The 25498-nt window shown below is 73.9% G+C and carries 23 protein-coding genes; 11 read left to right on the top strand and 12 right to left on the bottom strand.

Annotated elements, in window-relative coordinates:
- Positions 1-98: 98 nt before the first annotated feature.
- Entirely contained in the window at positions 99-1124 is a 1026-nt protein-coding gene (locus tag BSB02_RS09150; protein ID WP_143590403.1) for a hypothetical protein, read from the bottom strand.
- A 99-nt stretch (positions 1125-1223) separates the two neighbouring features.
- Positions 1224-1847 (bottom strand): helix-turn-helix domain-containing protein, encoded by a 624-nt coding sequence (locus BSB02_RS09145; RefSeq protein ID WP_084958269.1) that lies wholly within the window; start codon positions 1845-1847, stop codon positions 1224-1226.
- 66 nt (positions 1848-1913) lie between these two features.
- Here BSB02_RS09145 and BSB02_RS09140 point away from each other — a divergent pair, with 66 nt between their 5' ends.
- Positions 1914-2873, top strand: a complete 960-nt coding sequence (locus BSB02_RS09140) for an NAD(P)/FAD-dependent oxidoreductase (protein WP_084958268.1) — start codon at positions 1914-1916, stop codon at positions 2871-2873.
- Between the two features lie 67 nt (positions 2874-2940).
- On the opposite strand, the gene BSB02_RS09135 is transcribed toward BSB02_RS09140, so the two are convergent.
- The gene (locus BSB02_RS09135; RefSeq protein WP_084958267.1) at positions 2941-4785 is read right to left on the bottom strand and encodes an AMP-dependent synthetase/ligase; all 1845 of its coding nucleotides are present in this window, start codon (positions 4783-4785) and stop codon (positions 2941-2943) included.
- Between the two features lie 120 nt (positions 4786-4905).
- Here BSB02_RS09135 and BSB02_RS40525 point away from each other — a divergent pair, with 120 nt between their 5' ends.
- Complete coding sequence (locus tag BSB02_RS40525; RefSeq protein WP_158088589.1) at positions 4906-5082, top strand: hypothetical protein; 177 nt, start codon at positions 4906-4908, stop codon at positions 5080-5082.
- Positions 5083-5110: 28 nt separating this feature from the next.
- Positions 5111-5725, top strand: a complete 615-nt coding sequence (locus BSB02_RS09130) for a trimeric intracellular cation channel family protein (protein WP_084958266.1) — start codon at positions 5111-5113, stop codon at positions 5723-5725.
- Here BSB02_RS09130 and yczR read toward each other — a convergent pair.
- On the bottom strand, positions 5709-7136 hold the full coding sequence (gene yczR, locus BSB02_RS09125) for a MocR-like transcription factor YczR (protein WP_084958265.1): 1428 nt from the start codon (positions 7134-7136) through the stop codon (positions 5709-5711). The two genes, BSB02_RS09130 and yczR, sit on opposite strands and share 17 nt — an antisense overlap.
- Before the next feature lie 63 nt (positions 7137-7199).
- On the opposite strand from yczR, the gene yczE reads away from it, so the two are divergent.
- Complete coding sequence (gene yczE / locus BSB02_RS09120; RefSeq protein ID WP_143590401.1) at positions 7200-7799, top strand: membrane protein YczE; 600 nt, start codon at positions 7200-7202, stop codon at positions 7797-7799.
- 9 nt (positions 7800-7808) lie between these two features.
- Positions 7809-9563, top strand: coding sequence for a glycoside hydrolase family 15 protein (locus BSB02_RS09115; protein WP_084958263.1), 1755 nt, complete (start codon positions 7809-7811; stop codon positions 9561-9563).
- A gap of 11 nt (positions 9564-9574) precedes the next feature.
- Here BSB02_RS09115 and BSB02_RS09110 read toward each other — a convergent pair whose 3' ends face one another.
- Genes BSB02_RS09110 through BSB02_RS09100 form a run of 3 tightly spaced genes read right to left on the bottom strand, consistent with a single transcriptional unit; the run spans position 9575 to position 12108 of the window.
- Positions 9575-10465 (bottom strand): hypothetical protein, encoded by an 891-nt coding sequence (locus BSB02_RS09110; protein WP_084958262.1) that lies wholly within the window; start codon positions 10463-10465, stop codon positions 9575-9577.
- Between the two features lie 40 nt (positions 10466-10505).
- The gene (locus BSB02_RS09105) at positions 10506-11408 is read right to left on the bottom strand and encodes a S66 peptidase family protein (RefSeq protein WP_084958261.1); all 903 of its coding nucleotides are present in this window, start codon (positions 11406-11408) and stop codon (positions 10506-10508) included.
- On the bottom strand, positions 11395-12108 hold the full coding sequence (locus tag BSB02_RS09100) for an SIR2 family NAD-dependent protein deacylase (protein ID WP_084958260.1): 714 nt from the start codon (positions 12106-12108) through the stop codon (positions 11395-11397). Before BSB02_RS09100 ends, BSB02_RS09105 begins: the two co-directional genes overlap by 14 nt.
- A 29-nt stretch (positions 12109-12137) precedes the next feature.
- Between BSB02_RS09100 and BSB02_RS09095 the strand changes: the two genes are divergently transcribed.
- Positions 12138-13004: a sulfotransferase family protein gene (locus tag BSB02_RS09095; RefSeq protein ID WP_084958259.1), complete on the top strand. Its 867-nt coding sequence runs from the start codon at positions 12138-12140 to the stop codon at positions 13002-13004.
- On the opposite strand, the gene BSB02_RS09090 is transcribed toward BSB02_RS09095, so the two are convergent.
- From BSB02_RS09090 to BSB02_RS09075, 4 genes are all read right to left on the bottom strand, one after another.
- Positions 12976-14883: an ABC transporter ATP-binding protein gene (locus BSB02_RS09090; protein WP_084958258.1), complete on the bottom strand. Its 1908-nt coding sequence runs from the start codon at positions 14881-14883 to the stop codon at positions 12976-12978. The genes BSB02_RS09095 and BSB02_RS09090 overlap by 29 nt on opposite strands.
- 90 nt (positions 14884-14973) lie before the next feature.
- Entirely contained in the window at positions 14974-15729 is a 756-nt protein-coding gene (locus tag BSB02_RS09085; protein ID WP_240506294.1) for an enoyl-CoA hydratase/isomerase family protein, read from the bottom strand.
- A 123-nt stretch (positions 15730-15852) separates the two neighbouring features.
- Entirely contained in the window at positions 15853-16068 is a 216-nt protein-coding gene (locus BSB02_RS09080) for a helix-turn-helix domain-containing protein (protein WP_020547488.1), read from the bottom strand.
- Positions 16069-16181: 113 nt separating this feature from the next.
- Positions 16182-17783 (bottom strand): ABC-F family ATP-binding cassette domain-containing protein, encoded by a 1602-nt coding sequence (locus tag BSB02_RS09075; protein ID WP_084958256.1) that lies wholly within the window; start codon positions 17781-17783, stop codon positions 16182-16184.
- Between the two features lie 172 nt (positions 17784-17955).
- Here BSB02_RS09075 and BSB02_RS09070 point away from each other — a divergent pair, with 172 nt between their 5' ends.
- From BSB02_RS09070 to BSB02_RS09060, 3 genes are read left to right on the top strand one after another with little or no spacing between them, the layout of a single operon-like run.
- Positions 17956-19407 (top strand): MFS transporter, encoded by a 1452-nt coding sequence (locus BSB02_RS09070; RefSeq protein WP_240506293.1) that lies wholly within the window; start codon positions 17956-17958, stop codon positions 19405-19407.
- Positions 19404-21743: a PEP/pyruvate-binding domain-containing protein gene (locus BSB02_RS09065; protein WP_084958255.1), complete on the top strand. Its 2340-nt coding sequence runs from the start codon at positions 19404-19406 to the stop codon at positions 21741-21743. The genes BSB02_RS09070 and BSB02_RS09065 overlap by 4 nt, the downstream gene beginning before the upstream one ends.
- Positions 21736-22368, top strand: a complete 633-nt coding sequence (locus BSB02_RS09060) for a TetR/AcrR family transcriptional regulator (protein WP_240506292.1) — start codon at positions 21736-21738, stop codon at positions 22366-22368. The genes BSB02_RS09065 and BSB02_RS09060 overlap by 8 nt, the downstream gene beginning before the upstream one ends.
- On the opposite strand, the gene BSB02_RS09055 is transcribed toward BSB02_RS09060, so the two are convergent.
- Entirely contained in the window at positions 22340-22990 is a 651-nt protein-coding gene (locus BSB02_RS09055; RefSeq protein WP_084958253.1) for an acVLRF1 family peptidyl-tRNA hydrolase, read from the bottom strand. The two genes, BSB02_RS09060 and BSB02_RS09055, sit on opposite strands and share 29 nt — an antisense overlap.
- 88 nt (positions 22991-23078) lie before the next feature.
- On the opposite strand from BSB02_RS09055, the gene BSB02_RS09050 reads away from it, so the two are divergent.
- Complete coding sequence (locus BSB02_RS09050) at positions 23079-24170, top strand: EAL domain-containing protein (protein ID WP_240506291.1); 1092 nt, start codon at positions 23079-23081, stop codon at positions 24168-24170.
- Between the two features lie 19 nt (positions 24171-24189).
- Entirely contained in the window at positions 24190-25491 is a 1302-nt protein-coding gene (locus BSB02_RS09045) for an aminotransferase class V-fold PLP-dependent enzyme (RefSeq protein ID WP_084958252.1), read from the top strand.
- Positions 25492-25498 lie beyond the last annotated feature (7 nt).

The following is a 25498-nucleotide window of genomic DNA, read 5'->3' as shown; positions in this document are numbered from 1 at the left end:
CGCCCAACGACGACGCGGGACGGGGAAAGGTTGCGGGAATGCCGATCACATTTACACAACGCCGGTTATACGCCGCTATATCGCTTTTATCTTATTTATCAGGCTTCAAGGGCTTTCGTGCTATCTGGCGCATGGTGCGCGTTTCCCGGGAAGTACAGGCGCCATTCCCCGTCCGCACGGCCGGGAACCACCTTGGCGAACTCCCCTGACCGCCGGGTCGTCACCGTCGCCACCCGCGTCCAGGACTCGCCGGCCGACCGGCGGTGCAGGATCTCCACCTGCTGCCCGGCGTAGGGCGAGTAGTCGCTGTACCCGGCCGGGTCCACGCGCTCCAGCGCGCCGCGCAGCCGTACCCTGCCGCCGCCCGCCCGCACCGCCCGCAAGTCCGTCAGCCGGGTCTCGCGGCGCAGGGTGAAGGTGGTGCTCAGGGTGGCGGTCGAACCGTCGGCGGCGTGCGCGGTGGCGGTGACCGTCCACGGCCCCGAGGGGTAGAAGCGGTTCAGCCCGCGGGCGGGCAGGAAACGCCAGGTCTCCCAGCCGTCCACCGTGCCGTCCGTCGTGCCGTCCGCCGCCTGCTGTTCGGGTACGGCGAGCGCCAGCCGCTGCGCGCTCCCGGCGCCGTCCGGGTAGACGAGGTAGCCGGGAGACTGGCCGAGAGGCGGGCGCACGGGCAGGCCGGGCGGCGGCGACGGCGCGACGGGAGGCGCGGTCGGCGACCCCGGCGGCGCGCCGGAGGGCTGCGCGGACGGCACGACGGGCGGCGCCGAGGGCACGACGGAAGGCTTGGCGGAAGGCTCGGCGGAGGGCTCGGCGGAGGGCTCGGCGGAGGGCAGGACGGGCGGCACGCTGGGCCGCGGCGGCTGCGTGCCGGGCCCCTTGGAGCCGGACCGCCCGCCCCCGGCCTTGCCCGCGGGCTCGACGTCGATGGTCACGCCGCTTTCGCTCTGGGCCCCGCGCGCGATGACGTCGATCACCAGCCGCACCGACCCACGCGGGCCGACCACGGGCTCGGCGGGCCGGACGATGATCTCCCGGATGGCCGGCTCGGCCGCGGCGGCGGAGCCCGGGGCGGGCACCGTGAGCGCCCCGATCGCGAGCGCGGCGAGCAGCAGTCGATTGGTCATGATCAAGACGGTAGGAACCGCCCGGTCATGCCCAGGTGTAGGACACACGCCCCGATCGGCAAAAAAGCGGCCCCTCGCCACTCTCCCGGACGAGGTCCGTCACGACTGCCGGGATCGGGAGGCGGATCGCCCGGGCGGATCCTGGGGTCTGGTGCGGGCGCGCAGGTGGGCGCGCTCGCCCTGGGTGCCGAAGAGGCTGAGGAACTCGACCGGCTCGTCGTCGGCGGCCCCGAACCAGTGCGGGACGCGCGTGTCGAACTCGGCCGCCTCGCCGGGCATGAGCACGAGATCCCGGTCGCCGAGCACGAGCCGGAGGCGGCCGTTGAGCACGTACAGCCACTCATAGCCCTCGTGGCGCTGCGGATCCGGCTCCCTCTTGCCGCTTCCCGCCGGGAGCACGAGCTTGTAGGCCTGGATGCCGCCGGCCCGGCGGGTCAGGGGCAGCATGGTCATGCCGTTGCGGGTGACCGGGCGCAGGTGGACGCGCGGATCTCCGGTGGGCGGGGCGTCGACGAGCTCGTCCAGCGTGACGCCGTACGCCTTGGCCAGCGGAAGCAGAAGCTCCAGCGTCGGGCGGCGGGCGCCCGACTCCAGCCGGGACAGGGTGCTCACCGAGACGCCGGTGGCCGCCGACAGGTCGGCCAGCGTGGTCTCGCGCTCCCGGCGCAGCTCGCGAAGCCGCGGCCCGACCTGCGCGAGGGCCCGGTCGAGGTCGTCCTCCATGCCCGCCATTTTGCCAGATTGGCAACAAAGTTTGCCACCGCGGGCGCGCGGCCCGCATGGTGGGGCATGGAGGTGAAGGTCATGAACGACGGCTATGACGTGGTGGTGATCGGCGGCGGCGCGGCGGGCCTGAGCGGGGCGCTGATGCTGGCCCGCTCGCGCCGGTCGGTGGTGGTGATCGACTCGGGCGCGCCGCGCAACGCCCCCGCCACGGGGGTGCACGGGCTGCTGGGCCGGGAGGGGACGCCGCCCGCCGAGCTGCTGGAGCGCGGCAGGGCCGAGGTCCGCGGCTACGGCGGCGAGGTGGTGGCCGGAGAGGTCGTCTCGGCGGTACGGCAGGGCGAGCGGTTCGCCGTGCGGCTGGCCGACGGCAGGTCTGTCCTGGCGCGCCGGCTGCTGGTCGCCAGCGGGCTGGTGGACGAGCTGCCGGACGTGCCGGGCCTGCGCGAGCGGTGGGGCCGGGACGTGCTGCACTGCCCGTACTGCCACGGCTGGGAGGTCCGCGACCGGGCCATCGGCGTGCTGGCGAGCGGGCCGCTGTCGGCGCACCAGGCGCAGCTGTTCCGGCAGCTGAGCTCCGATGTCACGTTCTTCTGCCACACCGCCGAGCCGCCGGGCGGCGAGGTGGCCGCGCAGCTGGCGGCCCGCGGCATCCGCGTGGTGGAGGGCGAGGTGGCGGGCCTGGAGATCGCCGGCGACCGGATCGCGGGGGTACGGCTGCGCGACGGCACGCTGGTCCGCCGCGAGGTGCTGGCCGTGGCCCCCCGGATGGTGGCGCGTGCGGGCTTCCTGGGCGAGCTCGGGCTGCGCCCGGTGGAGCATCCCAGCGGCGCGGGAGAGCACGTTCCCGCCGACGCGGCCGGCCGTACCGAGGTGCCGGGGGTGTGGGTCGCGGGCAACGTGACCGATCCGTCCGCCCAGGTCGGCGCCGCCGCCGCGGCGGGAGCGGCCGCGGCGGCCCAGATCAACGCCGACCTCGTCGCCGAGGAGACCCGCCGGGCCGTGGCCGCCGCCCGGGCGGCGTGAGCGAGCGCTGAGCGAGCTGCGCGGGCCCCGCCGCGAGCCCTCTCCGTGCCGCGGCGGGGCCTGCGGGCTACGAGTACAGCGACTCGATGATCTCGGCGTACTTGGCGTGGATCACCCGCCGCTTGAGCTTGAGGCTGGGCGTGAGCTCGTCGGTGTCCGGCGTCCACTCCGTGCCCAGCAGCGCCCAGCGCTTGACCTGCTGGACGCGCGCCAGCTTCTCGTTGGCGGCCTGCACGGCGGCTTCGACCTCCTTGCGCACGTCGGGGTGCTCGGCCAGCTCGGCCAGGGAGGAGAAGGCGATGCCGCGGCCCTGCGCCCAGCCGGGGGCCACCTCCGCGTCGAGCGTCAGCACGGCGACCGGGTAGGGCCGGTTGTCGCCGTAGGCGAGGGCCTGGCCGATGAGCGGGTGCTCCTTGAGGTAGCTCTCGATCATGGCGGGCGAGATGTTCTCCCCGCCCGCGGTGATGATGAGCTCCTTCTTGCGGTCCACGACGCTGACGAAGCCGTCCTCGTCGATCGAGCCGATGTCGCCGGTGTGCAGCCAGCCCTCGGCGTCGATGAGCTCGGCGGTGGCCTCCGGGCGGTTGAGGTAGCCGCGCGTGTTGAGCGGGCTGCGCGTGAGGATCTCGCCGTCCTCGGCGATGCGCACCTCCACGCCGGGTTCGGCGCGGCCGCAGGTGCCCAGCTTGTAGCACGAGGGGCTGTTGCCGGTGAAGGCGCCGGTCGTCTCGGTCATGCCGTACACGTCGATGACCCGCAGGCCCAGGCCCGCGAAGAAGCGCTGGACGTCGGCGGGGAACGGCGCGGCGCCGGTGGCGGTCCACTCGGCCCGATCGAAGCCGATCATGCCGCGCACGACCGACAGCAGCGCCGAGTCGGCGGCCTCGTAGGCGGCCCGGATCTCGGGGGTGACGGTCCTGCCGTACTGGCCGGCCTCGACGTAGGCCGCCCCGGCGGCCATCGCCTGCCGTACCTTGTCCTGCTGCTCGGGGGGCTGGGTGGCCAGCAGCGCCTGCAGCTTGGCCATCATCTTCTCCCACACGCGGGGGACGCCGAAGAACATCATCGGCCGCACCTGCGCCAGCGTGGCGCCGAGGTTGGCCAGGTCGGTGCAGAAGTGGACGTGGGAGACCTTGGTGAGCGGCAGGTAGAGGCTGAGCACGCGCTCGGCGATGTGGGCGTAGGTGAGGTAGGAGATCTGGGTGCCCTGCAGTGGGAGGTTGGACATGCGGTCGGTGGCGGCGACCTCGTAGAAGATGTTGTGGTGGGTCAGCGGGACGCCCTTGGGCATGCCCGTGGTGCCGGAGGTGTACAGCACCGTGGCGACGTCCTCGGCGGTCACGGCCCGCCAGCGCCGCTCCACCTCGGCCGGGTCCTCCGCCAGCCTGGCGCGGCCCAGCTCCAGGAAGTCCGTCCAGCTCAGGAAGCGGTCGCCGGCCGGCGCGCCGTCCAGAACGACGATCTTCTCCAGGCCGGGGAGCCGGTCCAGCACCGGCTCCCAGCGGGCCAGCTCGGCCGGGCCGCCGAGCACGGCGTACCTGGCCGCCACGTCGCCGGCCACGAAGGCGATCTGGTCGGGCGCGAAGGTGGAGTAGATCGAGCAGGTCACGCCGCCCGCGTGGACCGCGCCGAGGTCGGCCAGGACGTGCTCGCTCCTGTTGACCATCATCAGCGCCACGGCCTCGCCGGGCCGCAGCCCGAGCGCGGCGAAGGCGGCGGCGATCTCCAGGACGCGGCCGCGGGCCTCGCCGTAGGTCAGGGTGGTCCATCCGCCCTCGGCGGGGTCGGAGTAGGCGGGCGAGTCCGGGTACCGCTCAGCGGTCCGCCGGAGCTGCTCGCAAACGGTCAGGCCGGAGATCTCGCGTTCGATCTCCGCCCTCGTCTCCAGGACGTCGGTCAGGACGTCGGCCATGACGGCGCCTCCCCAGTAAGTGCTCTCTTGCACCAATGGGTTGCATCGCACCACACCTCGTTACGTGCCACAAGCCCCAGGGAAGGGGCACCGCGAGGATCGCCTGCACGGGGTGCGACCATGACGGCACAAGGCCGGGCCGAGCCAGGCGGCAGGTTCCTGGTCCCGGTGGTCGGCGAGGGCGGCTTCTTCCTGGCGCTGGGCGTGCCGGCCGTGCTGGCGGCGGTGGTGCTGGCGGTGTTCGCAGGCCGGCTGCGGAGGCTGATGGCCGAGCACGACCACGCCCCCGCGGCGTGACCCACCGTGGCGTGAAAGCATCGGCAGCGTGTCAGAGCTTCTCGACCTCGCCGGAATCTTCGTCTTCGCCCTGACCGGCGCCCTGATGGGCGTGCGTAAGCGCCTGGACGTCGTGGGCATGCTCGTGCTCGCCGAGATCACCGCCCTGGGCGGCGGCGTCGTGCGCGACCTGATCCTCAACGTCCGCCCGGCGGCCTTCGAGAACCTCGGCTACGTGCTGACCCCGCTGGCCGCGACGGTCATCGTGGTCTTCTGGCATCCGCACGTCGCCCGGGTGATGCCCGCGATCCTGGTGCTCGACGCGGCGGGGCTGGGCCTGTTCTCGGCGGTCGGCACCGAGAAGGCGCTGGGCGCGGGGCTCAGCCCGCTGCACGCCGCCCTGCTGGGCGTGGCGACGGCGGTCGGCGGCGGCATGCTGCGCGACGTGCTCGCGGGCGAGATCCCCACGCTGCTGTACGACCGCCAGCTGTATGCCGTCCCGGCCATGGTCGGCTCGGCGCTGCGCGCCGTGGAGTTCGCCTCGGGCCTGCACGGCTGGCCCGCCACGCTGGCCGCCGCGCTGGTGGCCTTCGCGCTGCGCATCGCCGCCATGCGCTTCAACTGGCGGGCGCCGCTGGCCAGGGGCATCACACCAGCGGACTGACCGGCTCGGCCAGGCGCGCGCCCAGCGGGCCGCTCAGGCGGGCCCGGGCGATCCGCCGCACCGCCTCCTCCAGCACCGCCGCCGGCCGGGTGTACGGCAGGCGCAGGTAGCCCTCCAGCGCGCCGGACAGCCCGAACCACGGGCCGGGCGCGAGCCGTACCCCGTGGGAGGCCGCGGCCTCGCTCAGGGCGGTGGCGCTCTCGCCGGCCAGCCGTACCCACAGGGTGCCCCCGCCGGGCGGGATCCTGAAGGACCACTCGGGCAGCTCGGCGCGCAGCGCGGCCACCAGGGCGTCGCGGGAGGCCCGCAGGGTGCGGCGGCGCTCGGTCCTGGTCTCCTCGATGCGGTCGAACAGGCGGGCGGCCACCAGCTGCTCCAGCACGGGAGGCGCGATGTCGTGGGCGGCGCGGTGGGCCGCCAGGCGGCGGGCCAGCGCGGCGGTGGCGCGGACCCAGCCCACGCGCAGCCCTCCCCACCACAGCTTGGAGGCCGAGCCGAGCGTGATTACGCGGCTGTCGGTGTCGAAGGCGGCCAGGGGCGCGGCCCGCGCCGCCTCGTCGACGGCCAGCTCCGCCCAGGCCTCGTCCACGACGACGGTCATGTCCAGGCGCCGGGCCTGGCCGGCGATCTCCGCGCGCAGAGCGTCGGGCATCAGCGCGCCGGTGGGGTTGTGGAAGTCGGGGATGAGGTAGGCCAGGCGGGCGGCGGACTGCCGCATGGCGCAGGTCACCAGGTCGGCCTGCCAGCCCTCCGCGCCGATGCCGACCGGGACGAGGCGGGCGCCCCGGCCGCGCACGGTGTCGAGGGCGTGCGGGTAGGTCGGCGACTCCACCAGCACGGGGTCGCCCGGGCCGGCCAGCAGGCTCATCACCAGCGCCAGCGCGCCCTGCGAGCCGGTGGTGACGAGGATCTGCTCCGGCCGGGTGGCCAGGCCGCGCTCGGTGTAGCGGGCGGCGATGCGCTCCCTGAGCACGGGCAGGCCCATCGGGTCGTAGCCCACGCCCATGGCGTACCGGGGCAGCTCGGCCACCGCCTCGGCGACGGCCTGCTGAAGCTGGCCGGGCGCGGCGGGGGCGGCGCAGTGCAGCTCCAGCAGCCCGTCGCCGCCGGAGGACAGCCAGGGGTTGTCCGCCGTGGTGGCCGGGTCGGGCAGGGTGGTCCAGCTGCCCGAGCCCTGGCGGCTGTCGAGGTAGCCGCGCTCGCGCAGCAGGTCGTAGGCGGCGGTGACCGTGGTCCGGCTGACGCCCAGCGTCCTGGCCAGGTCGCGCTCGGCCGGCAGGCGCACCCGCACGGGGATGCGGCCGTCCACGACCAGGCCGCGCAGGGCGTCGGCGAGCGCCCGGTAGTACGGCCGGGCCGTACGGTCCGCGTCGAGGAGCCGGGCGACCTGCGGAGCGGACACGAACCTCATGAGGCCATTTTTCGGGATTGGCTCTGTTATGGGAAGCCCATGGCCTGCCACTCTGGGGCCATTATGCGGACGACCTCGCTCTCCACCCGTTTGCTGCGCCTGTATGGCGGCCTGGCCCTCTACGGCGCCGGCATCGGCCTGCAGATCTCCTCGGCCCTGGGCGGCGCCCCCTGGGACGTCTTCCACCAGGGCCTGTCGATCCGCCTGGGCCTGTCGGTCGGCACCTGGATCATCATCGTGGGCGCGCTGGTGATGCTGCTGTGGATCCCGCTGCGGCAGCGGCCCGGCCTGGGCACGATCAGCAACGTGCTGCTGGTGGGGCTGTTCGCCGACGCCACGCTGTGGCTGCTGCCCGACCCCGGCCACTGGGCCGTGGCGGCGCTGTACCTGGCGGCGGCCGTGGTGACCGTCGGCTTCGCGACCGTGCTCTACATCGGCGCCGGCCTGGGGCCCGGCCCGCGCGACGGCCTGATGACCGGCCTGGTGCGGCTGGGCCTGTCGGTGCGGCTGGCGCGCTTCCTCATCGAGGCCGGCGTGCTGGCGCTGGGGTGGCTGCTGGGCGGCAAGGCCGGGATCGGCACGCTGGTGTTCGCCGTGGCCATCGGCCCGATAACTCACCTTTTCACCAGGTGGTTCCCGCTTGATCCAGCCTCGGGCGAGTAGCGTCAAAGCATGCGGATCGAGGACTACGCGCTCATCGGAGACATGCAGTCGGCGGCCCTCATCGGCCGGGACGGTTCCATCGACTGGCTGTGCCTGCCCCGGTTCGACTCGCCCGCCTGCTTCGCGGCCCTGCTCGGCAGCGAGCGCAACGGCCACTGGTGGCTGGGCCCGGCCGGCCGGCCCATGGGCACGCGCCGCCGTTACCGGCCCGACACGCTCATCCTCGAGACCGAGTGGGACACGCCCACCGGCACCGTCCGCGTGATCGACTTCATGCCGCCCCGCGACCGCAACCCCGACGTGGTGCGGATCGTCGAGGGCGTCAGCGGCAGCGTGGAGATGGCCACGCAGCTGCGCATCCGCTTCGACTACGGGCGCATCGTGCCCTGGGTGCGCCGCTCCGACGGCCACCTGCAGGCCATCGGCGGCCCCGACTCGGTGTGGCTGCACTCCCCCGTCCCGCTCACCGGCGGCGACTACGCCCACCGCGCCACCTTCACCGTCGAGGCCGGGCAGCGCCTGCCGTTCCTGTTCACCTGGCACCCCTCGCACGAGCCGATGCCCAAGCTCATCTCCTGCGAGGACCAGCTGCGCGAGACGGAGGCCATGTGGGCCGAGTGGGTCGCCCACTGCACCTACAAGGGCCCCTGGCGGGAGGCCGTCATCCGCTCGCTCATCACGCTCAAGGCGCTGACCTACGACCCCACCGGCGGCATCGTCGCCGCGGCCACCACCTCCCTGCCGGAGGACCTGGGCGGGGTGCGCAACTGGGACTACCGGTACTGCTGGCTGCGCGACGCCACGCTGACGCTGGACGCCCTGATCGGCTCGGGCTACCTGGCCGAGGCCGAGGCGTGGCGGAGGTGGCTGCTGCGGGCCATCGCCGGCCGCCCCCAGGACCTGCAGATCATGTACGGCGTGGCGGGCGAACGCCGGCTGCCGGAGATGCAGCTGGACTGGCTGCCGGGCTATGAGGGCTCCCGGCCGGTGCGCATCGGCAACGCGGCGGTCAACCAGCTCCAGCTGGACGTCTACGGCGAGGTGATGAACTGCCTGTACTCCGCGCGCACCTCGGGCCTGGCGGCCGACGAGCGCGCCTGGTCCATCCAGCGCGAGCTGCTGGCCTACGTCGAGGAGCACTGGGACGAGCCGGACGAGGGGCTGTGGGAGGTGCGCGGGCCGCGCCGGCACTTCACCCACTCCAAGGTCATGTGCTGGGTGGCGGTGGACCGGGCGATCAAGTACGTGGAGAACTTCGGCCGCGTCGGGCCCCTCGACCGCTGGCGCGCCCTGCGGGAGCGGATCCACCAGGAGATCTGCGACAAGGGGTTCGACACGGTGCGCGGCACCTTCACCCAGTCCTACGGCTCCTCGGAGCTGGACGCGGCGCTGCTGCTCATCCCGCTCGTGGGCTTCCTGCCGATCGACGACCCGCGCGTGACCGGCACGGTGGCGGCCATCGAGCGGGAGCTGATGAGCGACGGCTTCGTCCTGCGCTACCCGGTGGCGCGGGACAACGACGTGGACGGCCTGCCCGGCGGCGAGGGCGCCTTCCTGGCCTGCAGCTTCTGGCTGGCGGAGGTGATGGCCATGCAGGGGCGCAAGGACGAGGCGTGCGAGCTGTTCGAGCGGCTGCTGGCGCTGCGCAACGACGTCGGGCTGCTGGCGGAGGAGTACGACCCGCGCTACGGCCGGCTGGTCGGCAACTTCCCGCAGGCCTTCAGCCACGTGCCGCTCATCCACGCCGCGCGGGCGCTGTCCTAGCGGCCCGGGCCTCAGCCCGCCAGGCGGGCCAGCACGCGCGCGAAGTCCGGCGGCGGGACGACCACCAGCCGGGTCTGTCCCTCCTGCAGCACGATGTCGGCCCTGATGCGGGTCAGGCGGCCCTCGTGCCACCAGTACACCTGCGTGGTGGGCCCGCCGGAGCGCAGCGCGTGCATGCGCAGCCGCTCGATGGCGCGCACGACGCCGATGCCCTCCACCGGGTGGACGACCACGCTACCGCGGTCGGGCAGCACCACCAGCACCCCGTCGCGCGGCACGGCCACGTACTCGCCCAGCCAGCGCAGGTGCGAGGCGGTGGCGCCGCTGAGCCGCCAGGCGCGCACGCCGGTCAGCTCCTCGGCGCGCGAGACCGACAGCCGCCGGTCGCCGCGCATGTTGGCCAGCGCGACCTCCAGCGCCTGGGCGGGCGGGATGGGCCAGCAGCCGGCCTCCTCGGGACGCACCGGCCGCGAACGCACGGTGAGCAGCTCGACCAGGTCGCTGCCCAGGTGGCGGCCCACGACCCTGGACAGGTCGGGCACGTCGTCGACGGCCTCCACGGTGACCCGCAGCGCGGTCCTGACCTGGTCCAGGTCGCACGGATCGGGCAGGGCGGCGTCGGCCACGCGGCGGGCGAGGTGTTCGGAGACGAGCATGGGCCAGTCCTCGCGCGCCCGCCGGCCGGCCTCCCGGCGCAGCCCCGACACCCTGACGGTGATCTCCCGGGGGATCTCCCGGCGGATCTCCCGGTGGCCGTCCCCGTCGGCGCCCGCGCCGCCCAGCAGCGTCAGCGACGCCCCGTCCGGCGCGAAGACGCAGGTGTACCCCAGGGACTCCGCGACCAGGGCGAGGAGTGAGTCGACGTCCACGTCCTCGACTGATCTCGGTGAGGTGCGGTCCACGCCTCCATGCCCTTTCTCCAGATTTGTCCCCCTATCCGTCCTACCTTGCCTGCTCCGCGCCGCCCAGCCGACCAGACAGCGAGCACGATTCGGTATCGAAACTCCCAAGAGCCCCGAACCACACGCTCATCTGGGGGCTGCCATGCCCGACCGGCAGCCCGGCCAGGATCGGCACGCCGAGCGGGAGCAGCCGGTCGCGCAGCACCGGGTAGGGGTCGCCGCAGCCCACCCACGAGCCCAGCACGATGCCGCGCACCCCGTCGAACGCGCCCGCCTGGAGCAGCTGGGTCAGCATGCGGTCGACGCGGTAGGGCTCCTCGCCGACGTCCTCCAGGAAGGCGATCTTCCCGTCGAAGGACGGCTGGTAGCGGGTGCCGCACAGGGCGGCCAGCAGGGACAGGTTGCCGCCCGCCAGCACGCCCTCGGCGCGGCCGGGCGCGAGCGCCATCGTGCCGGCGACCGGCTGCGGCTCGCCGAACAGCGCTGCCTGCAGGCTGGCCCAGGTCAGCGGCTCGGGCCCGTCCTCGTCGCTGAGGGTGGAGCAGGCGGGCATCGGCCCGTGCAGGGTCGGAACGCCGAACTCCACGCCGAAGACGTGATGCAGGGCGGTGATGTCGCTGGAGCCGATGAGCACCTTGGGACCCGCCGCCCGCATGGCCTCCCAGTCGAGCAGGTCCAGGAGCCTGGTCGTGCCGTACCCGCCCCGGGCGCAGAAGACCGCCGTGACGGCCGGATCGCACCAGGCCGCCTGCAGGTCGGCGGCGCGGCCGGCGTCGGAGCCGGCCAGGTAGCCCAGCCCCTCCGGCGTGCCGCGCTCCAGCGCGTGCTCGCCCACGACGACCTTCAACCCGAGCGATTCCAGCAGCCGCACGCCGCGGCGCAGCCGCAGCGGGTCGGCGGGTCCGGAGGGGCAGACGACGGCGACGGTGTCACCGGGCCTCATGGATCAACTCCTTGACGAGAGCGGGCAGGGCCACGCCGATCGGCTCGCGCACCACGCGCTCGGCGCCGGCGTCGTAGGGGGTGGGCTGGTCGTTGACGATGACGAGGCGCCGGGCCATGCCGGCCAGGGCGGCGGCGGGATGCACCTGCAGCGAGGTGCCGACGGCCAGGAACAGGTCGGCGCGCCGCGTGGCGGAGACGGCCGCCGAGATCACGTCGTGGTCCAGGTGCTCGCCGAACATCACGGTCGTGGTCTTGAGGATGCCGCCGCACGCCAGGCAGGCCGGGTCGTCCTCCCCGGCGTCGATGCGCTCCAGCGTCTCGCGCAGGGTGGAGCGCGCGTCGCAGCCGAGGCAGCGCACGCCGAACATGTTGCCGTGCAGCTCCAGCACCCTGGCCGGGTCGTTGCCGGCCTTCTGGTGCAGGCCGTCGACGTTCTGGGTGATCAGCCGGTCCAGCAGCCCGGCCCGCTCCAGCTCGACCAGGGCCAGGTGGCCGGCGTTGGGCTCGGCCGTCAGCGCCGGGCCGGCCCGGCGGAACTCCCAGGAGCGGCGGCGGATGCCGGGGTCGGCCAGGTAGTAGTCGATGGTGACCAGCTTCTCGTAGTCGGGGTCGGCGGTCCACAACCCCTTCGGCCCCCTGTAGTCGGGAATGCCGGACTCGGTGCTGATCCCGGCGCCCGTCAAGACGGTCACGTTCATCAGGCAAACAGTGCCACACTTACCCCCGTATGCGACACATCCTCGTGGTCAACGGGATCAAGGTCCGCCGGCCGGTGTTCCTCCTGGGCGCCCCGCACTCGGGCACGGACCTTCTGGCGCGCGCCCTGAAGCGCTCTCCGGGCTTCCATGTGACCATGGGACGGCCCTGCGTGGCCCACGTGGTCTACGCCTTCGCCAGGCGGCCGTCGATCGGCCGGTCGTCGGGGGCGGTGCGGGTGATGCGCGACGCGATGGCCGAGTCCTGGCAGGTGGCGCCGGGGGCGTGCGCCCAGTGCGCCGAGGCGTGCCGCGAGGCCGGCGGCGTCACCGGCGAGGGGCCGTGCGTGTCCACCGCGACGCTCACCCGGTTCTGCGACGCCAGCCCCGACCTGCTCTACAGCGCCCACACGCTGCTGGCGGCCTTCCCCGACGCCCGGTTCGTGCAGCTCATCCGCGACGGCCGCGACGTGGCCGCCGACATGCTGGCCGACCCGGCCTGCCTGGCGTGGTTCAAGCCGGCCATGCTGCCGGAGGAGACCGAGTTCCCCAACCCCTTCCTGGGGGTCAGCCGCGGCGAGCACCGCGAGCGCTGGAAGGCCATGCCGGTGGCGGGCAAGGCGGCGCTGCGCTGGCGCAGCGCCGTGCGCCTGAGCGCCGAGCTGCGCCGGGAGCTGCCGCCCGACCAGCTCATGACCGTGCGCTACGAGGAGCTGCTGGCCTCCCCCGGCCCGGCCGTGGCCGCCCTGTCGGCCTTCCTGGAGACGCCCGTGTCCACGGTGGCCCTGTACGGCAGGCGCACCCGGCGGGCGGGCGGCCGGTTGCGCCCGGCCGACCGGGAGCTGGTGGAGAAGGTCGCCCGCCAGGAGCTCACACGGCTGGGCTACTTGGCGGGCTGACCCCGCCGGACTGGGTGCTGAACTGGGTGCGGTAGAGCTCGGCGTACAGGCCGCCGCGCGCCAGCAGCTCCTCGTGCCTGCCGCGCTCGGCCACGCGGCCGTCCTGGATGACGAGGATCTCGTCGGCCTCGCGGATGGTCGACAGCCGGTGCGCGATGACCAGCGAGGTCCGCCCGGCCAGCGCGGACTTCAGCGCCTGCTGCACGGCCGCCTCCGACTCGGAGTCCAGGTGGGCGGTGGCCTCGTCGAGGATCACCACGCGCGGGGCCTTCAGCAGCAGCCTGGCCAGCGCCAGGCGCTGCTTCTCCCCGCCCGACAGCCGGTAGCCGCGCTCGCCGACGACGGTGTCGAGCCGCTCGGGCAGCGCCTCCACCAGCTCGGCGATCTGGGCGGCGCGCAGGGCCTCCCAGATCTCCTCGTCGGTGGCGCCGGGGCGGGCGTAGCGGAGGTTGGCGCCGATGGTGTCGTGGAACAGGTGCGGGTCCTGCATGACGACGCCCACGGTGTCGCGCAGCGAGGCGAGGGTGGCCTCGCGCACATCCAGGCCGTTCAGGCGCACCGCGCCCTCGTTGACGTCGTACAGGCGCGAGACGAGCGCGGTGATGGTGGTCTTGCCCGCGCCCGACGGGCCGACCAGCGCGACCAGCTTGCCGGGGCGGGCGGTGAAGCTCACGCCCTTGAGCACGGGGTTGGACGGGCCGGTGTCCTGGCGGGCCACGGACTCCAGGGAGGCCAGGGAGACCTCCTCGGCGGCCGGGTAGCGGAAGTGCACGTCGTCGAACTCGATCGTCACCGGGCCGTCCGGCACCGGCCTGGCGTCCGGCTTCTCGGCCACCATCGGCTTGAGGTCGAGCACCTCGAAGACCCGGTCGAAGCTCACCAGGGCGGTCATCACGTCGACGTGCACGTTGGACAGGCTGGTGAGCGGGCCGTACAGGCGCATGAGCAGCGCGGCCAGAGCCACCAGCGTGCCCAGCTCGAACACGTCGTTGACCGACAGCACGCCGCCGATGCCGTAGACCAGCGCCGTGGCCAGGGCGGCGACCAGGCCGAGCGCGATGCGGAAGACCGCGCCGTACATCGCCACCGTCACGCCCACGTCGCGGACCCTCGCGGCCCGCTGGGCGAACACCTCGGCCTCCTCCTCGGGCCTGCCGTACAGCTTGGCCACCATCGCGCCGGCCACGTTGAACCGCTCGGTCATCACCGAGCTCATCTCGGCGTCCAGCTGCATCTGCTCGCGGGTGAGGGCCGACATGCGGCGGCCGACGTACTTGGCGGGGACGATGAAGATCGGCAGCAGCACCAGGGCGATCAGCGTGACCTGCCACGACAGCACGAACATGGCGCCCAGCACCAGCACCAGGCTGATCACGTTGGACACCACCGACGACAGCGTGCTGGTCAGCGCCCGCTGTGCGCCGATCACGTCGGTGTTGAGCCGGGAGACCAGCGCGCCGGTCTGCGCCCGCATGAAGAACGCCACGGGCATGCGCTGCACGTGGTCGAACACCTCGGTGCGCAGGTTGTAGATCAGGCCCTCGCCGATGCGGGCGGAGAACCACCGCTGGGCCAGGCCGAGAACGGCGTCGACCAGTGCCAGGGCGGCGATGGCGACGGCCAGCCCGACGACCAGCCCGGCCCGCCTGGGCAGGATGCCGTCGTCGATGATCGCCTTCATCAGCAGCGGGTTGGCGACGACGATGACGGCGCCGGCCACGACGAGCAGCAGGAAGGCGGCGATCTGGCGGGAGAAGGGCCGGGCGTAGCGGGCGATCCGCCGGACCGTGCCCGGGCGGAGCCGTTGCCGCATGACCGACTCGTCGCGCCGCAGCGACCGCATCGCCTGGGAGCCGAACCCCCCGCCCATCATCACCATGGTCAGTGAAGCGTACGGCAGGGCGCGGCGATTCCGCGCTTTGCTGCGGGCGAACCCCGGCGGGCCGCTGTCCGCGGACCCCGACGGCCGCTACCGGCGGACCTCGGCGAGCCGCGCGAGGGAGCGGAGCCGCTCAATCTGCTCGGCGCGCTCGGCCGCGCACTGGTCCTCCAGGGTGCGCCCCCTCGCGCCCTGGAGCAGCCTCTTGGTGGCCGCGGCCGCGTCGCGGTCGACCGACAGCAGCTCGGCCGCCTTGTCCTGGACGGCTTGGTCCAGCTCGTCCCTGGCCACGACCCTCTCGGCCAGCCCGATCCGGTAGGCCTCCTCGGCCCCGACGGTCCTGGCCGTCAGGCAGATGTCGACCGCCTTGGCCAGGCCGACCAGCTCGACCAGCGGCTTGGTGCCGGTCAGGTCGGGGACCAGGCCCAGGGCGGGCTCCTTCATGCAGAACTTGACGTCGTCGGCCACGATGCGCAGGTCGCAGGACAGCGCCAGCTGGAAGCCGGCCCCGATCGCGTGTCCCTGCACCGCCGCGATGGAGACGATCTCGGGACGGCGCAGCCACAGGAACGCCTGCTGGAACTCCTCGATCCGCCGTTCGAGATCGGTCGCGCCGGTCATCTGCCCGAACATGGACAGGTCGATACCTGCCGAGAAGGACGGTCCCTCACCTTTCACCACGACGACACGGACCTGCTCCGGCAGGGTCTCTCCGATGCCGGCCAGGGCCGACCAGAGGGCGAACGTTTGTGCGTTGCGCTTGTCCGGCCGGTCCAGCGTGATCGTCGCGATCTCACCGTCCACCTCGAAGCGGAGGCCGACGGCCTCCAGGTTCCCCCCTTGCACGCGCAGCCTCCCTTGAGTCGCTGGTCCGCCGCGCCCGAGCTTACTAGAACTTTGCTCGGGCGCGGCGGAGGCGGCTGACTGGGGACGTGCGGCTGCGGACGCGCGTTCCATGTTGGTCCAGAGTTACCTCTTGGACTTGCCTCGGGTGGCTCCGCCGCGCCCGCGCAGAGTCACACCGGACTCCGACAGGATGCGGTGGATGAACCCGTAGGATCGGCCGGTCGAAGCGGCCAGGGCGCGGATGGACTCACCCGCGGCGTAGCGCTTCTTGAGATCGCCGGCCAGCTTCTCGCGGTCGGCCCCGGTGACCCGGGTGCCTTTCTTCAGAGTCTCGGCCACGAGTACCTCCTGTAGTGCCAGACTTCCGCAGCGTTACTCCGCCATGATCAGTCATTTCGGCGGGATCGGCTACCTACTCCAGAGGAAAAGATCCGTACCCGCTCAAATTAAGATCAGGCAAGTGCCACAAGATCGGAAAATTCTTCGCTCCAGGCGTCCTCTGTTCCGTCCGGCAGCAAGATCACCCGATCAGGTGACAGGGCGTCTACGGCACCCTCGTCGTGGGTAACGAGGATGATCGCCCCAGAATAGGATCTTAGGGCGTTCAGCACCTGTTCACGACTGATCGGATCAAGGTTGTTCGTGGGCTCGTCGAGCAGCAGCACATTGGCGCTGGAGAGCACGAGCGTGGCCAGCGCCAGGCGGGTCTTCTCGCCGCCGGACAGCACCCCGGCGGGCTTGTCGACGTCGTCGCCGGAGAACAGGAACGAGCCGAGCAGCTTGCGCAGCTCCGAGTCGGTCACCTCCGGCGGCGCGGCCGAGCGCATGTTCTCCAGCACCGTGCGCTCGGGGTCGAGCGTCTCGTGCTCCTGGGCGTAGTAGCCCAGCTTGAGGCCGTGGCCGGGGCGCACCTCGCCGGCGTCGGGCCGCTCCAGCCCGCCCAGGATGCGCAGCAGCGTGGTCTTGCCCGCGCCGTTGAGCCCCAGCACGACCACCCGGCTGCCGCGGTCGACGGCCACGTCGACGTCGGTGAAGACCTCCAGCGACCCGTAGGACTTCGACAGCCCCACCGCCTGCAGCGGCGTCCTGCCGCACGGCGCCGGCTGCGGGAAGCGCAGCTTGGCGACCTTGTCGCTCCTGCGCTCCTCCTCGGTGGCGGCCAGCAGCCGCCGGGCGCGGCGCTCCATGTCCTGGGCGGCCTTGGCCTTGGTGGCCTTGGCGCGCATCCGGTCGGCCTGCGCCAGCAGCGCGCCGGCCTGCTTTTCCGCGTTGGCGCGCTCGCGCTTTCTGCGTTTTTCGTCGGTCTCGCGCTGGGCCAGGTAGGCCTTCCAGCCGACGTTGTAGGCGTCGATCACGCACCGGTTCGCGTCCAGGTGCAGGACGCGGTTGACCGTCGCTTCAAGGAGGCCGACGTCGTGACTGATGATCACCAAACCACCCTGATGGGATCGCAAAAAATCACGAAGCCAGCTGATTGAGTCGGCATCGAGGTGGTTTGTCGGCTCGTCGAGGAGGAGAGTCTCCGCGCCGCTGAAGAGAATTCGCGCCAATTCGACGCGCCTTCTCTGGCCGCCGGAAAGCGTTTCCAGCGGCTGGCGCAGCACCCTGTCGGGCAGGCCCAGGCTGGAGGCGATCGAGGCCGCCTCGGCCTCGGCCGCATAGCCGCCCAGGACGTGCATCTGGTCCTCGAGCCTGCCGTACTGCCTGACCGCCCTCTCCCTGACCCGCTCGTCGGGGCTCGACATGCCCTGCTCGGCCTCGCGTAGCCTGCGCAGCACCTCGTCCAGCCCGCGCGCGGACAGGATCCGGTCGCGCGCGAGGATCTGCAGGTCGCCCGTGCGCGGGTCCTGCGGCAGGTAGCCGACGCTGCCGGTGCGCGTGACGCTGCCGGCGGCGGGCAGGGCCTCGCCCGCCAGCACCTTGGTCAGCGTGGTCTTGCCGGCGCCGTTGCGGCCGACGAGGCCGATCTTGTCGCCGGGATTGACGCGGAAGGTGGCGTTCTCGATCAGCAGCCGCGAGCCGGCGCGCAGTTCGATGTCAGTGGCAATGATCATGATGGGGAGAGGCTCCCGGAGGTCGTGGTCAGGGGACGGCAGCGGCCGGGTCAGTCGGGAGCGCGCATGGGGATCAGTGTATGGCCCGCGGCCGGGGAAACACCTCTGGAAAACCTAGAGAACGATGCGTACTCTAATAGTGAACGCATCGTTCTCTACCTGAGGAGGCGGCGTGCCGCCCGTAACCCGTGCCCTGCCCGGCCTGGTCATCGCCATGCTGATGGGCGCGCTCGACCAGACGGTGATGACCCCCGCCCTGCCCGCCGTGGCCGGCGACCTCGGCGGGCTGGACCAGATGCCGCTGGTCGCGACCGCCTACCTCGTGGCGGCCACGGCCGTCATGCCCCTGTACGGCAAGCTCGGCGACCGGTTCGGCCGCAAGCCGCTCATGCAGGCCGCCATCGTGATCTTCGTGGCCGGGGCGGTGCTGTGCGCGCTGGCCACGACCATGCCGCAGCTGGTCGCCTTCCGCGCCGTGCAGGGCGCGGGCGGCGGCGGGCTCATGATCGGCGCCCAGGCCGTCCTCGGCGAGCTCGTCAGCCCCCGCGAGAGGGGCCGCTACCTCGGCCTGATCGGCGCGGCCTACGTCGTGGCCGCCGTGGGCGGCCCCGTGCTGGGCGGGCTGGTCGTCGACGGGCTCGGCTGGCGGTGGATCTTCGCCGTCTACCCGCCGCTCGGGCTGGCCGCCCTGGTGGTGCTGACGCGCACCCTGCGCCTGCCCAGGCCCCCGGCGGGGCCGCCGGTCGACTACGCCGGCGCGCTCACGCTGGCCCTGACCGTCGTGGGCCTGGTCGTGGGCGTCACCGCCGCCCCCGGCGGCGGCCCGGGGTGGCTGGCCCTCGCGGCGGCGGCCGGGCTCGCCTGGCTGGCCACCGCGCGGCGCGCCGCCGACCCGGTGCTGCCCCTGCGCCTGTTCCGCGACCGCGCCTTCGCCGTCCCGGCCGCCACCGGCTTCCTCATCGGCTTCGCCCTGTTCGGCACCCTGACCTACCTGCCCGCCTACCTGCAGATCGCGCAGGGCGCCACGGCGACCGGGGCCGGCACGGTGGTCACCGTGCTGATGGCCGGGGTGCTGGTCACCACGGTCGGCTCCGGGCGGCTCATCACCAGGACCGGCCGCTACAAGGCCTACCCCGTGGCCGGCACCGCCCTGGCCACGGCGGGCATGGCGCTGCTGGCCGCGACCACCGTGACCGACAGCGTGACCGACAGCACCGTGCCCGCCATGGCCGCCCTGCTGCTGCTCGGCCTGGGCGTCGGCCTGGTCATGCAGGTCATGGTGCTGGCCGCGCAGAACGCCGTGCCATACGCCGACCTCGGCGCGGCCACCTCCGCCGTCACCCTGCTGCGGCAGGTCGGCGCCTCGCTCGGGGTGGCCGCCGCCGGAGCGCTGGCGACCTGGCGCTTCACCGAGCTGTACGGCGGCGCCGTCACCGAGCTGACCCCGCAGGCCATCGCCCGGCTGCCCGAGGACGCGCGGCAGGCCGTCGCCGCCGCGTTCGGCCAGGCCCTCCCGCCCGTCTTCGCCGCCATGACGCCACTGCTGGGGCTCGCCTTCCTGCTCACCCTCGCCCTGCCCGCGCGACCGCTGCGCACCACCGCCCACACCGGAGGCCCGTCATGACACCACCCCTCGTCCTCCCCCTCGGCGCCGTGCAGGCCGCCGACCTCGCGCTGGCCGGAGGCAAGGGCGCCAACCTGGGCGAGCTGCTGCGCGCCGGATTCCCGGTGCCCGACGGCTTCGTGGTCACCACCCACGCCTACGCGGCAGCCGTACGGGGAGCCACCGGCAGGGAGGCGGTCGAGGCCGCGCAGCTGCCCGCGGAGCTGCGCGAGGCCATCCTGGACGCCTACGCCGCCCTGGGCGCGGGGCCGGTCGCCGTCCGCTCCAGCGCGACCGCCGAGGACCTGCCCGGCGCCGCCTTCGCCGGCCAGCAGGAGACCTACCTCAACGTCGTGGGCGAGGAGGCGGTCCTGCGGGCGGTGCGGCGGTGCTGGGGCTCGCTGTGGGGCGAGCGCGCCGTCGCCTACCGCGCCCGCCTCGGCATCGACCCGGCGGACGTGCGCATCGCGGTCGTGGTGCAGGTCATGGTGCCCGCCGAGGCGGCCGGCGTGCTGTTCACCGCCAACCCGGTGACCGGCGAGCGGGCCGAGCTGGTCGTGGACGCCGGCAGCGGGCTCGGCGAGGCCGTGGTCTCCGGGCTCGTCACGCCCGACCACTACGTGCTGGACCGCGACGGCGCCGTGCGCGACTGGTCGCCCGGCCGCCGCGAGGTGGTCATCACAAGCGCGCCCGGCGGCGGCGTGGGCCGCGAGGAGGGCCGGGCGACCGGCGAGCCGCTGCTGGGCGAGGCGACCCTGAAGGAGCTGGCCCGGCTCGGCACGGCCGTGGCCGGCCACTTCGGCCGCCCGCAGGACATCGAGTGGGCGCTCGCGGGCGAGAAGGTCGTGCTCGTGCAGGCGCGCCCGATGACCGCGCTGCCGCCCCCGCCCGTCAAGCTCAACGCGATCCAGCGGCGGCTCGGCTCGGTGCTGCTGGAGTACCTGCCGGTCCGGCCGTACCCGATCGACATGAGCACCTGGGTGCCGCACGGCCCGATGGGCATGATGGCGTCCATCACCCGCGGCCTCGGCCTGCGCGGCCTGTTCGAGGGCGCCCTGGAGGAGGTCGACGGCGTCGTCTACCGGCTGGTCCCCCAGCCGCCCAGGCCCACCCCGCGGGTGCTGGCCGCGCCGTTCATCCTGCTGTGGCGCGCCCGCCGCCATCGCCTGGAGCGCTGGCAGCAGGACCCGCGCTTCGTCGGCTTCCTGCGCGACCTGCGCGAACTGGAGCGCCTGGACCTGACCGCCCTGCCGTGGGAGCGGCTGGTCGGCGTGCCCAGGCGGGCCCTGAGGCTCGTCGAGCCGATCACCGGCCTGCGCGCCGACTACCTGCCGGGAGCGGGCCTGGCGCTGGCCCGGCTGCTGCTGACGCTGCGGCTGCTGCGCCGTACCGGCCTGATGGCCGACCTCGTCATGGGCGCCGAGACGCGGACGCAGGCGGCCAACCGGGCCCTGGAGGAGCTGGCCGAGCGCGTGCGCCGCGGCGAGGACGTCGAGGACCGGCTGCCCGCGTTCCTGGCCGAGTTCGGCAACCGCGAGACCGTCAGCCCGGTGCTCATCACGCCGCCCACGTGGGCCGACTCGCCGCGGACGGTCCGCGACCTGATCGCCGTGCTGGCCTCCCGGCCGCCCGCGCCCCCGGCCGAGGACCTGGCCGAGGCGGCGATGAAGCGGCTGCTGGACCGGCGCGGCCTCCGGCAGCGCCGGCTCCTGGAGCGCCTGGTGGCACGGGCCCGCCTGGGCGTGGCCTTCCGTGAGGACACCCACTTCTGGTTCACCAAGCCCATGCCGATCCTGCGCCGCGCGCTGCTGGAGATCGGGCGGAGGCTGCTGGAGCGCCCCGAGGACGTCTTCCACCTGCGGCTGGAGGAGCTGGAGGGAATCGCGGACCCCGAGGGTCCCGAGGTGGCGCGGCTGCGCGGCCTCGCCCTGGCCAGGGCCGCCCGGCGGGAGGAGCTGTCGGGCGTGCGGCTCATCGACCCCCGCGCCGTCTTCCCCGCCGACGACCGCCACGCCGACGCGCTGGTGTCCGGCGCCCCGGCCGGCGGCGGCACGGCCACCGGCCCGGTCAAGGTCGTCCGCGACCCGTCGGAGTTCGGCAGGCTCGCCCCCGGCGACGTGCTGGTCTGCCCCTACACCAACCCGTCGTGGACCCCGCTGTTCCAGCGCGCCGCGGCCGTGGTCGTCGACACCGGCGGCATCGCCTCCCACGCCGCCATCGTGGCCCGCGAGTACGGCCTGCCCGCCGTCATGGGCACCGTGACCGGCACCACGGTCCTGACCGACGGGCAGATCGTGACCGTGGACGGCGACAGCGGCCGAGTGGTCGCGGCGGCCCAGGATCTCCGGCATGCCTAGGATCTCTGCCATGGGCGGCCAGGACACCGACCACCGCAAGCGGCCGCGCCGCCGGGGCGAGGCCCTCGACGCGGCGATCTTCCAGGCCACGCTGGCGGAGCTGGCCGAGAACGGCTACGCGAAGCTGACCATGGAACGGGTCGCCGAGCGCGCGCGGGCCAGCAAGGCCTCCCTCTACCGGCGCTGGCCCACCCGCCTGCAGCTGGCGATCGAGGCCGTCTACCACACGCTGCCCGATCCGGACTCCCCGCCCGACACCGGCAGCCTGCGCGGCGACCTGATCGCCTGGCTGCGCCAGGCCGCCGAGGCGCTCGCCGGACCGGCGGGCGAGGCGCTGCGCGGGCTGCTCGGCGAGGCGTTGAGCGACCGGGACGGGACGCTGCAGATCCGCCGCAACTCCCAGGGCGTCGGCCGCAGGGCCATGCAGGAGATCGCCCGCCGGGCTGCGGCCCGCGGGGAGATCCACCCGGCCTCGATCACGCCCCGCCGCCTGGAGGCCGCCCAGGCGATGCTGCGCAGCCACTTCCTCTTCCAGGGGGTGCCCATCCCCGACCACGTGATCGCCGAGATCGTGGACGAGGTGGTGCTGCCCGCGTTCATGGCGGGTCCACCACCCGGACCCTGACGGCACGGAACAGCCGCGGCGTGTCCCGCAGCACGGCCAGCCGGGGATCGGGGACGTCGAGGAACGGCGGGCACTCCTTGGCCAGCACCGGCGCCAGGCGGGGGTCGGCGCGCAACCGGTCGACGGCCCGGCGGTCGCCGCCGAGCACCACGGCCTCGAGCTCGCCCAGGCGCGGCAGCAGCACCCCGGCCACGGCGTCGGCGGCGGCCTCCAGTGCCTTGTCCGCCTGTCCGGCCCGCCGCCGGGCGAAGCGCTGCTGGGACCAGCCGCCCGCCGCGGTCCTGCCCTGCACGTGGCGGGATCCCACCTTGGAGGCCACCAGTTCCTCGCCGCGGAACACCCCCGCCGCGAAGCCGCCCAGCCGTACCAGGGCCACGCCGACCGTCCTGTCCCTGCGCGCGTGGGCCACCAGCCGGGCCACGTACGGCGCGGCCGGCTCCAGCGGCGGGAACGGCACGGTGAACTCGGCCACCGCGCCGTCCTCGGCCACCAGCCGCACCACCAGCGGGCCGGCGGAGGCCTGGACGGGCCCGTGCCGGCCGGCGAAGCCGTCGATCCAGCGGTGCAGCCGCTCGGGCGGCACCTCCACCCAGCGGCCTCCGCCCTTGGCCGGCCTCGCCATCGACAACTTCCTCTCCGGCAGGCGAATTATTGATGAACTCCCGCGCCGCCCGCTGTCAGAACGCTATTCTCCCCAGCATCATCGGCGTGTGCCGACTCCGCTGAACCTCCAGGCTCGCCCGGCTCCCCCGCCCTCGCCCCAGGCCTGCGTCCCCATCGTGGACCTCGAGACGGGCGGCGTGATCGGGCTGCGGGCGGTGCTCCAGCCCACGGTGGACAACCTGCCCGCCGTCGTGCGCGCCACGCTCGAGGCCACGCGGCACGAGACGCGGCTGCCGCTGCTGCTGACCCTGCCCTCCCGGATCGTGCTGGGCGGCCCCGGCGCGCTCGCGCCGCTGCACGAGGCGCTCAGGGCCGCGGGGCGGCGGCCGGGCGAGATCGTGCTCATGGTCCGCGCAGACTTCCCGCCCGGCGCGGGTCCCGCCGTGGTCAACGCGCTGGCCGGGCTGCGCGCCGTCGGCTACCTCGTGGCGCTGGGCGACCTGGGCGGCGGGCCGGTCCCGCTGGAGACGGTCGCGGACGCCTCGCCGTACCTGGTGGCCCTGTCGCCGGGGCTGATCGTCCCGGGCGCGCCGCGGCGCGCGGCGCTGACCGAGGCCCTGGTGAAGCTGTGCCGGGTGCTGGGCACCCACCTGCTGGCCACCGACCTCGCCGACGAGCAGCAGCTGGTGACCGCCAGGTCGGCGGGCATCCGGCTGGCCGACGGCCCGGCGCTGCGGCCCGACGCCACCGGCCGGGTGCCGGTGCCGCTGGCCGCCCCGATGGAGGAGCAGTCCGGCGCGGTGCTCGGGCCGCGCGTGCAGGAGCTGCTCGTGCCCGCGGTGACGCTGCCCGAGCCGGCCACCTCCGACCAGGCGCTGGAGGCGTTCGCCGAGCCGACCACCACCAGCGTGATCCTCGTGGACGACTACCAGCGGCCCGTGGCCAGCCTGGACCGCAACCGCTTCCTGCTGTCGTTCTCCTCCCGCTACGGCCACGCCCTGCACGGCAGCAAGCCGGCGCTGCGGCTGGCCGACCCGCCGCGCGCGGTGCCCAAGACCACCCCGGCCATCGCCGCCATGCAGCTGGCGGGCAGGGACAGCGGGCGCGCCTACGACGACCTGGTGGTCACCGACGAGCTCGGGCGGTGCATGGGCATCGTGCGCGTCTCGGACCTGATGCGGGAGCTCGTCAGGAGCTGACGGCGGGTAGGAAGGGGGCGTGACTCACGCGCTGACCCGCCGGACCCTGCTCGGCGCCGGGCTGCTGGGCCCGGTCGCCGCCTGCACCTCCGCGCCCGCCCCCGCCCGCGACGCCCCCGCCCTGGAGGACTGGGCCGACGACTGGGCCTCGGTGCGGGCGCAGTTCGCCCTGAAGCCGGACCTCGCGCACTTCGCGGCCTTCGTCCTGGCCCCGCACCCCGCCCCGGTACGGCAGGCGATCCAGCGGCACCGCGACGCCCTCGACGCCGACCCCCACTACGTCCCCGCGGGCGGCGCCAACCCCGACGACGCGCCGCGCGACGCCGCCGCCGATTACCTCGGCGCCCGCGGCCAGGACATCGCGCTGACCGACAGCACCACCATGGGGCTCGGCCTGCTGTACTCGGGGCTGCGGCTGCGCCCCGGCCAGGACGTCCTGACCACCGAGCACGACTTCCTGGCCACGCACGAGGGGCTTCGGCTGCTCGCCGAGCGCACCGGCGCGCGGGTGCGGCGGGTGCGCCTCTACGACGACCCCGCCCGCGCCTCGGCCGACGAGATCGTCTCGCGCCTGCGGGCCGGCCTGCGCCCCCGCACCCGGGTCGTCGCGGTGACGTGGGTCCACTCCAGCACCGGCGTCCGCCTGCCGATCAAGGCGATCGCCGACATGCTCGCCGAGGCCAACAAGGGCCGCGACGCGGCCGACCAGGCGTTGCTGTGCGTCGACGGCGTCCACGGCTTCGGCGCGCTGGCCGACGGGGTGGCCGAGCTCGGCTGCGACTTCCTGGCCACCGGGACGCACAAGTGGCTGTTCGGCCCGCGCGGCACCGGCATCCTGTGGGGCCGCGACTGGAACGCGCTGTCGCCGGTCATCGCCAGCTTCAGCGGCGCCTCCTTCGAGGCCTGGCAGCTCGGCACGCCGCCGCGCGCCCCGCGCGCCGACTACTTCACCCCCGGCGGGTTCAAGGCCTTCGAGCACCGCTGGGCGCTGCCCGCCGCCTTCGCCCTCCACCAGGCCATCGGCAAGCAGCGCGTCGCGGACCGCACCGCCGAGCTGGCCTCGCGCCTGAAGACCGGCCTGGCCGGCCTCCCGCACGTCAGGCTCGCCACCCCGGCGGCGCGCGAGCTGTCGGCCGGGCTGGTGTGCTGCTCGGTCGACGGCCTGGAGCCCTACCGGGCGGTCCAGCTGCTGCGGGAGCGCCACCGGATCGAGGCCGGCGTCACGCCGTACAGCGAGCCGCTGCTGCGCTTCGGCACCACCATCGTCAACACGCCCGAAGAGGTCGACCAGGCCGTCAAGGCCGTGGCCGCGCTGCGCTGAGGCGGGT

The sequence above is a fragment of the Thermoactinospora rubra genome (assembly GCF_002093975.1).
GTDB classification, from domain to species: Bacteria; Actinomycetota; Actinomycetes; order Streptosporangiales; family Streptosporangiaceae; genus Nonomuraea; species Nonomuraea rubra_A.
This window is presented reverse-complemented; position numbering and strand designations above follow the sequence as displayed.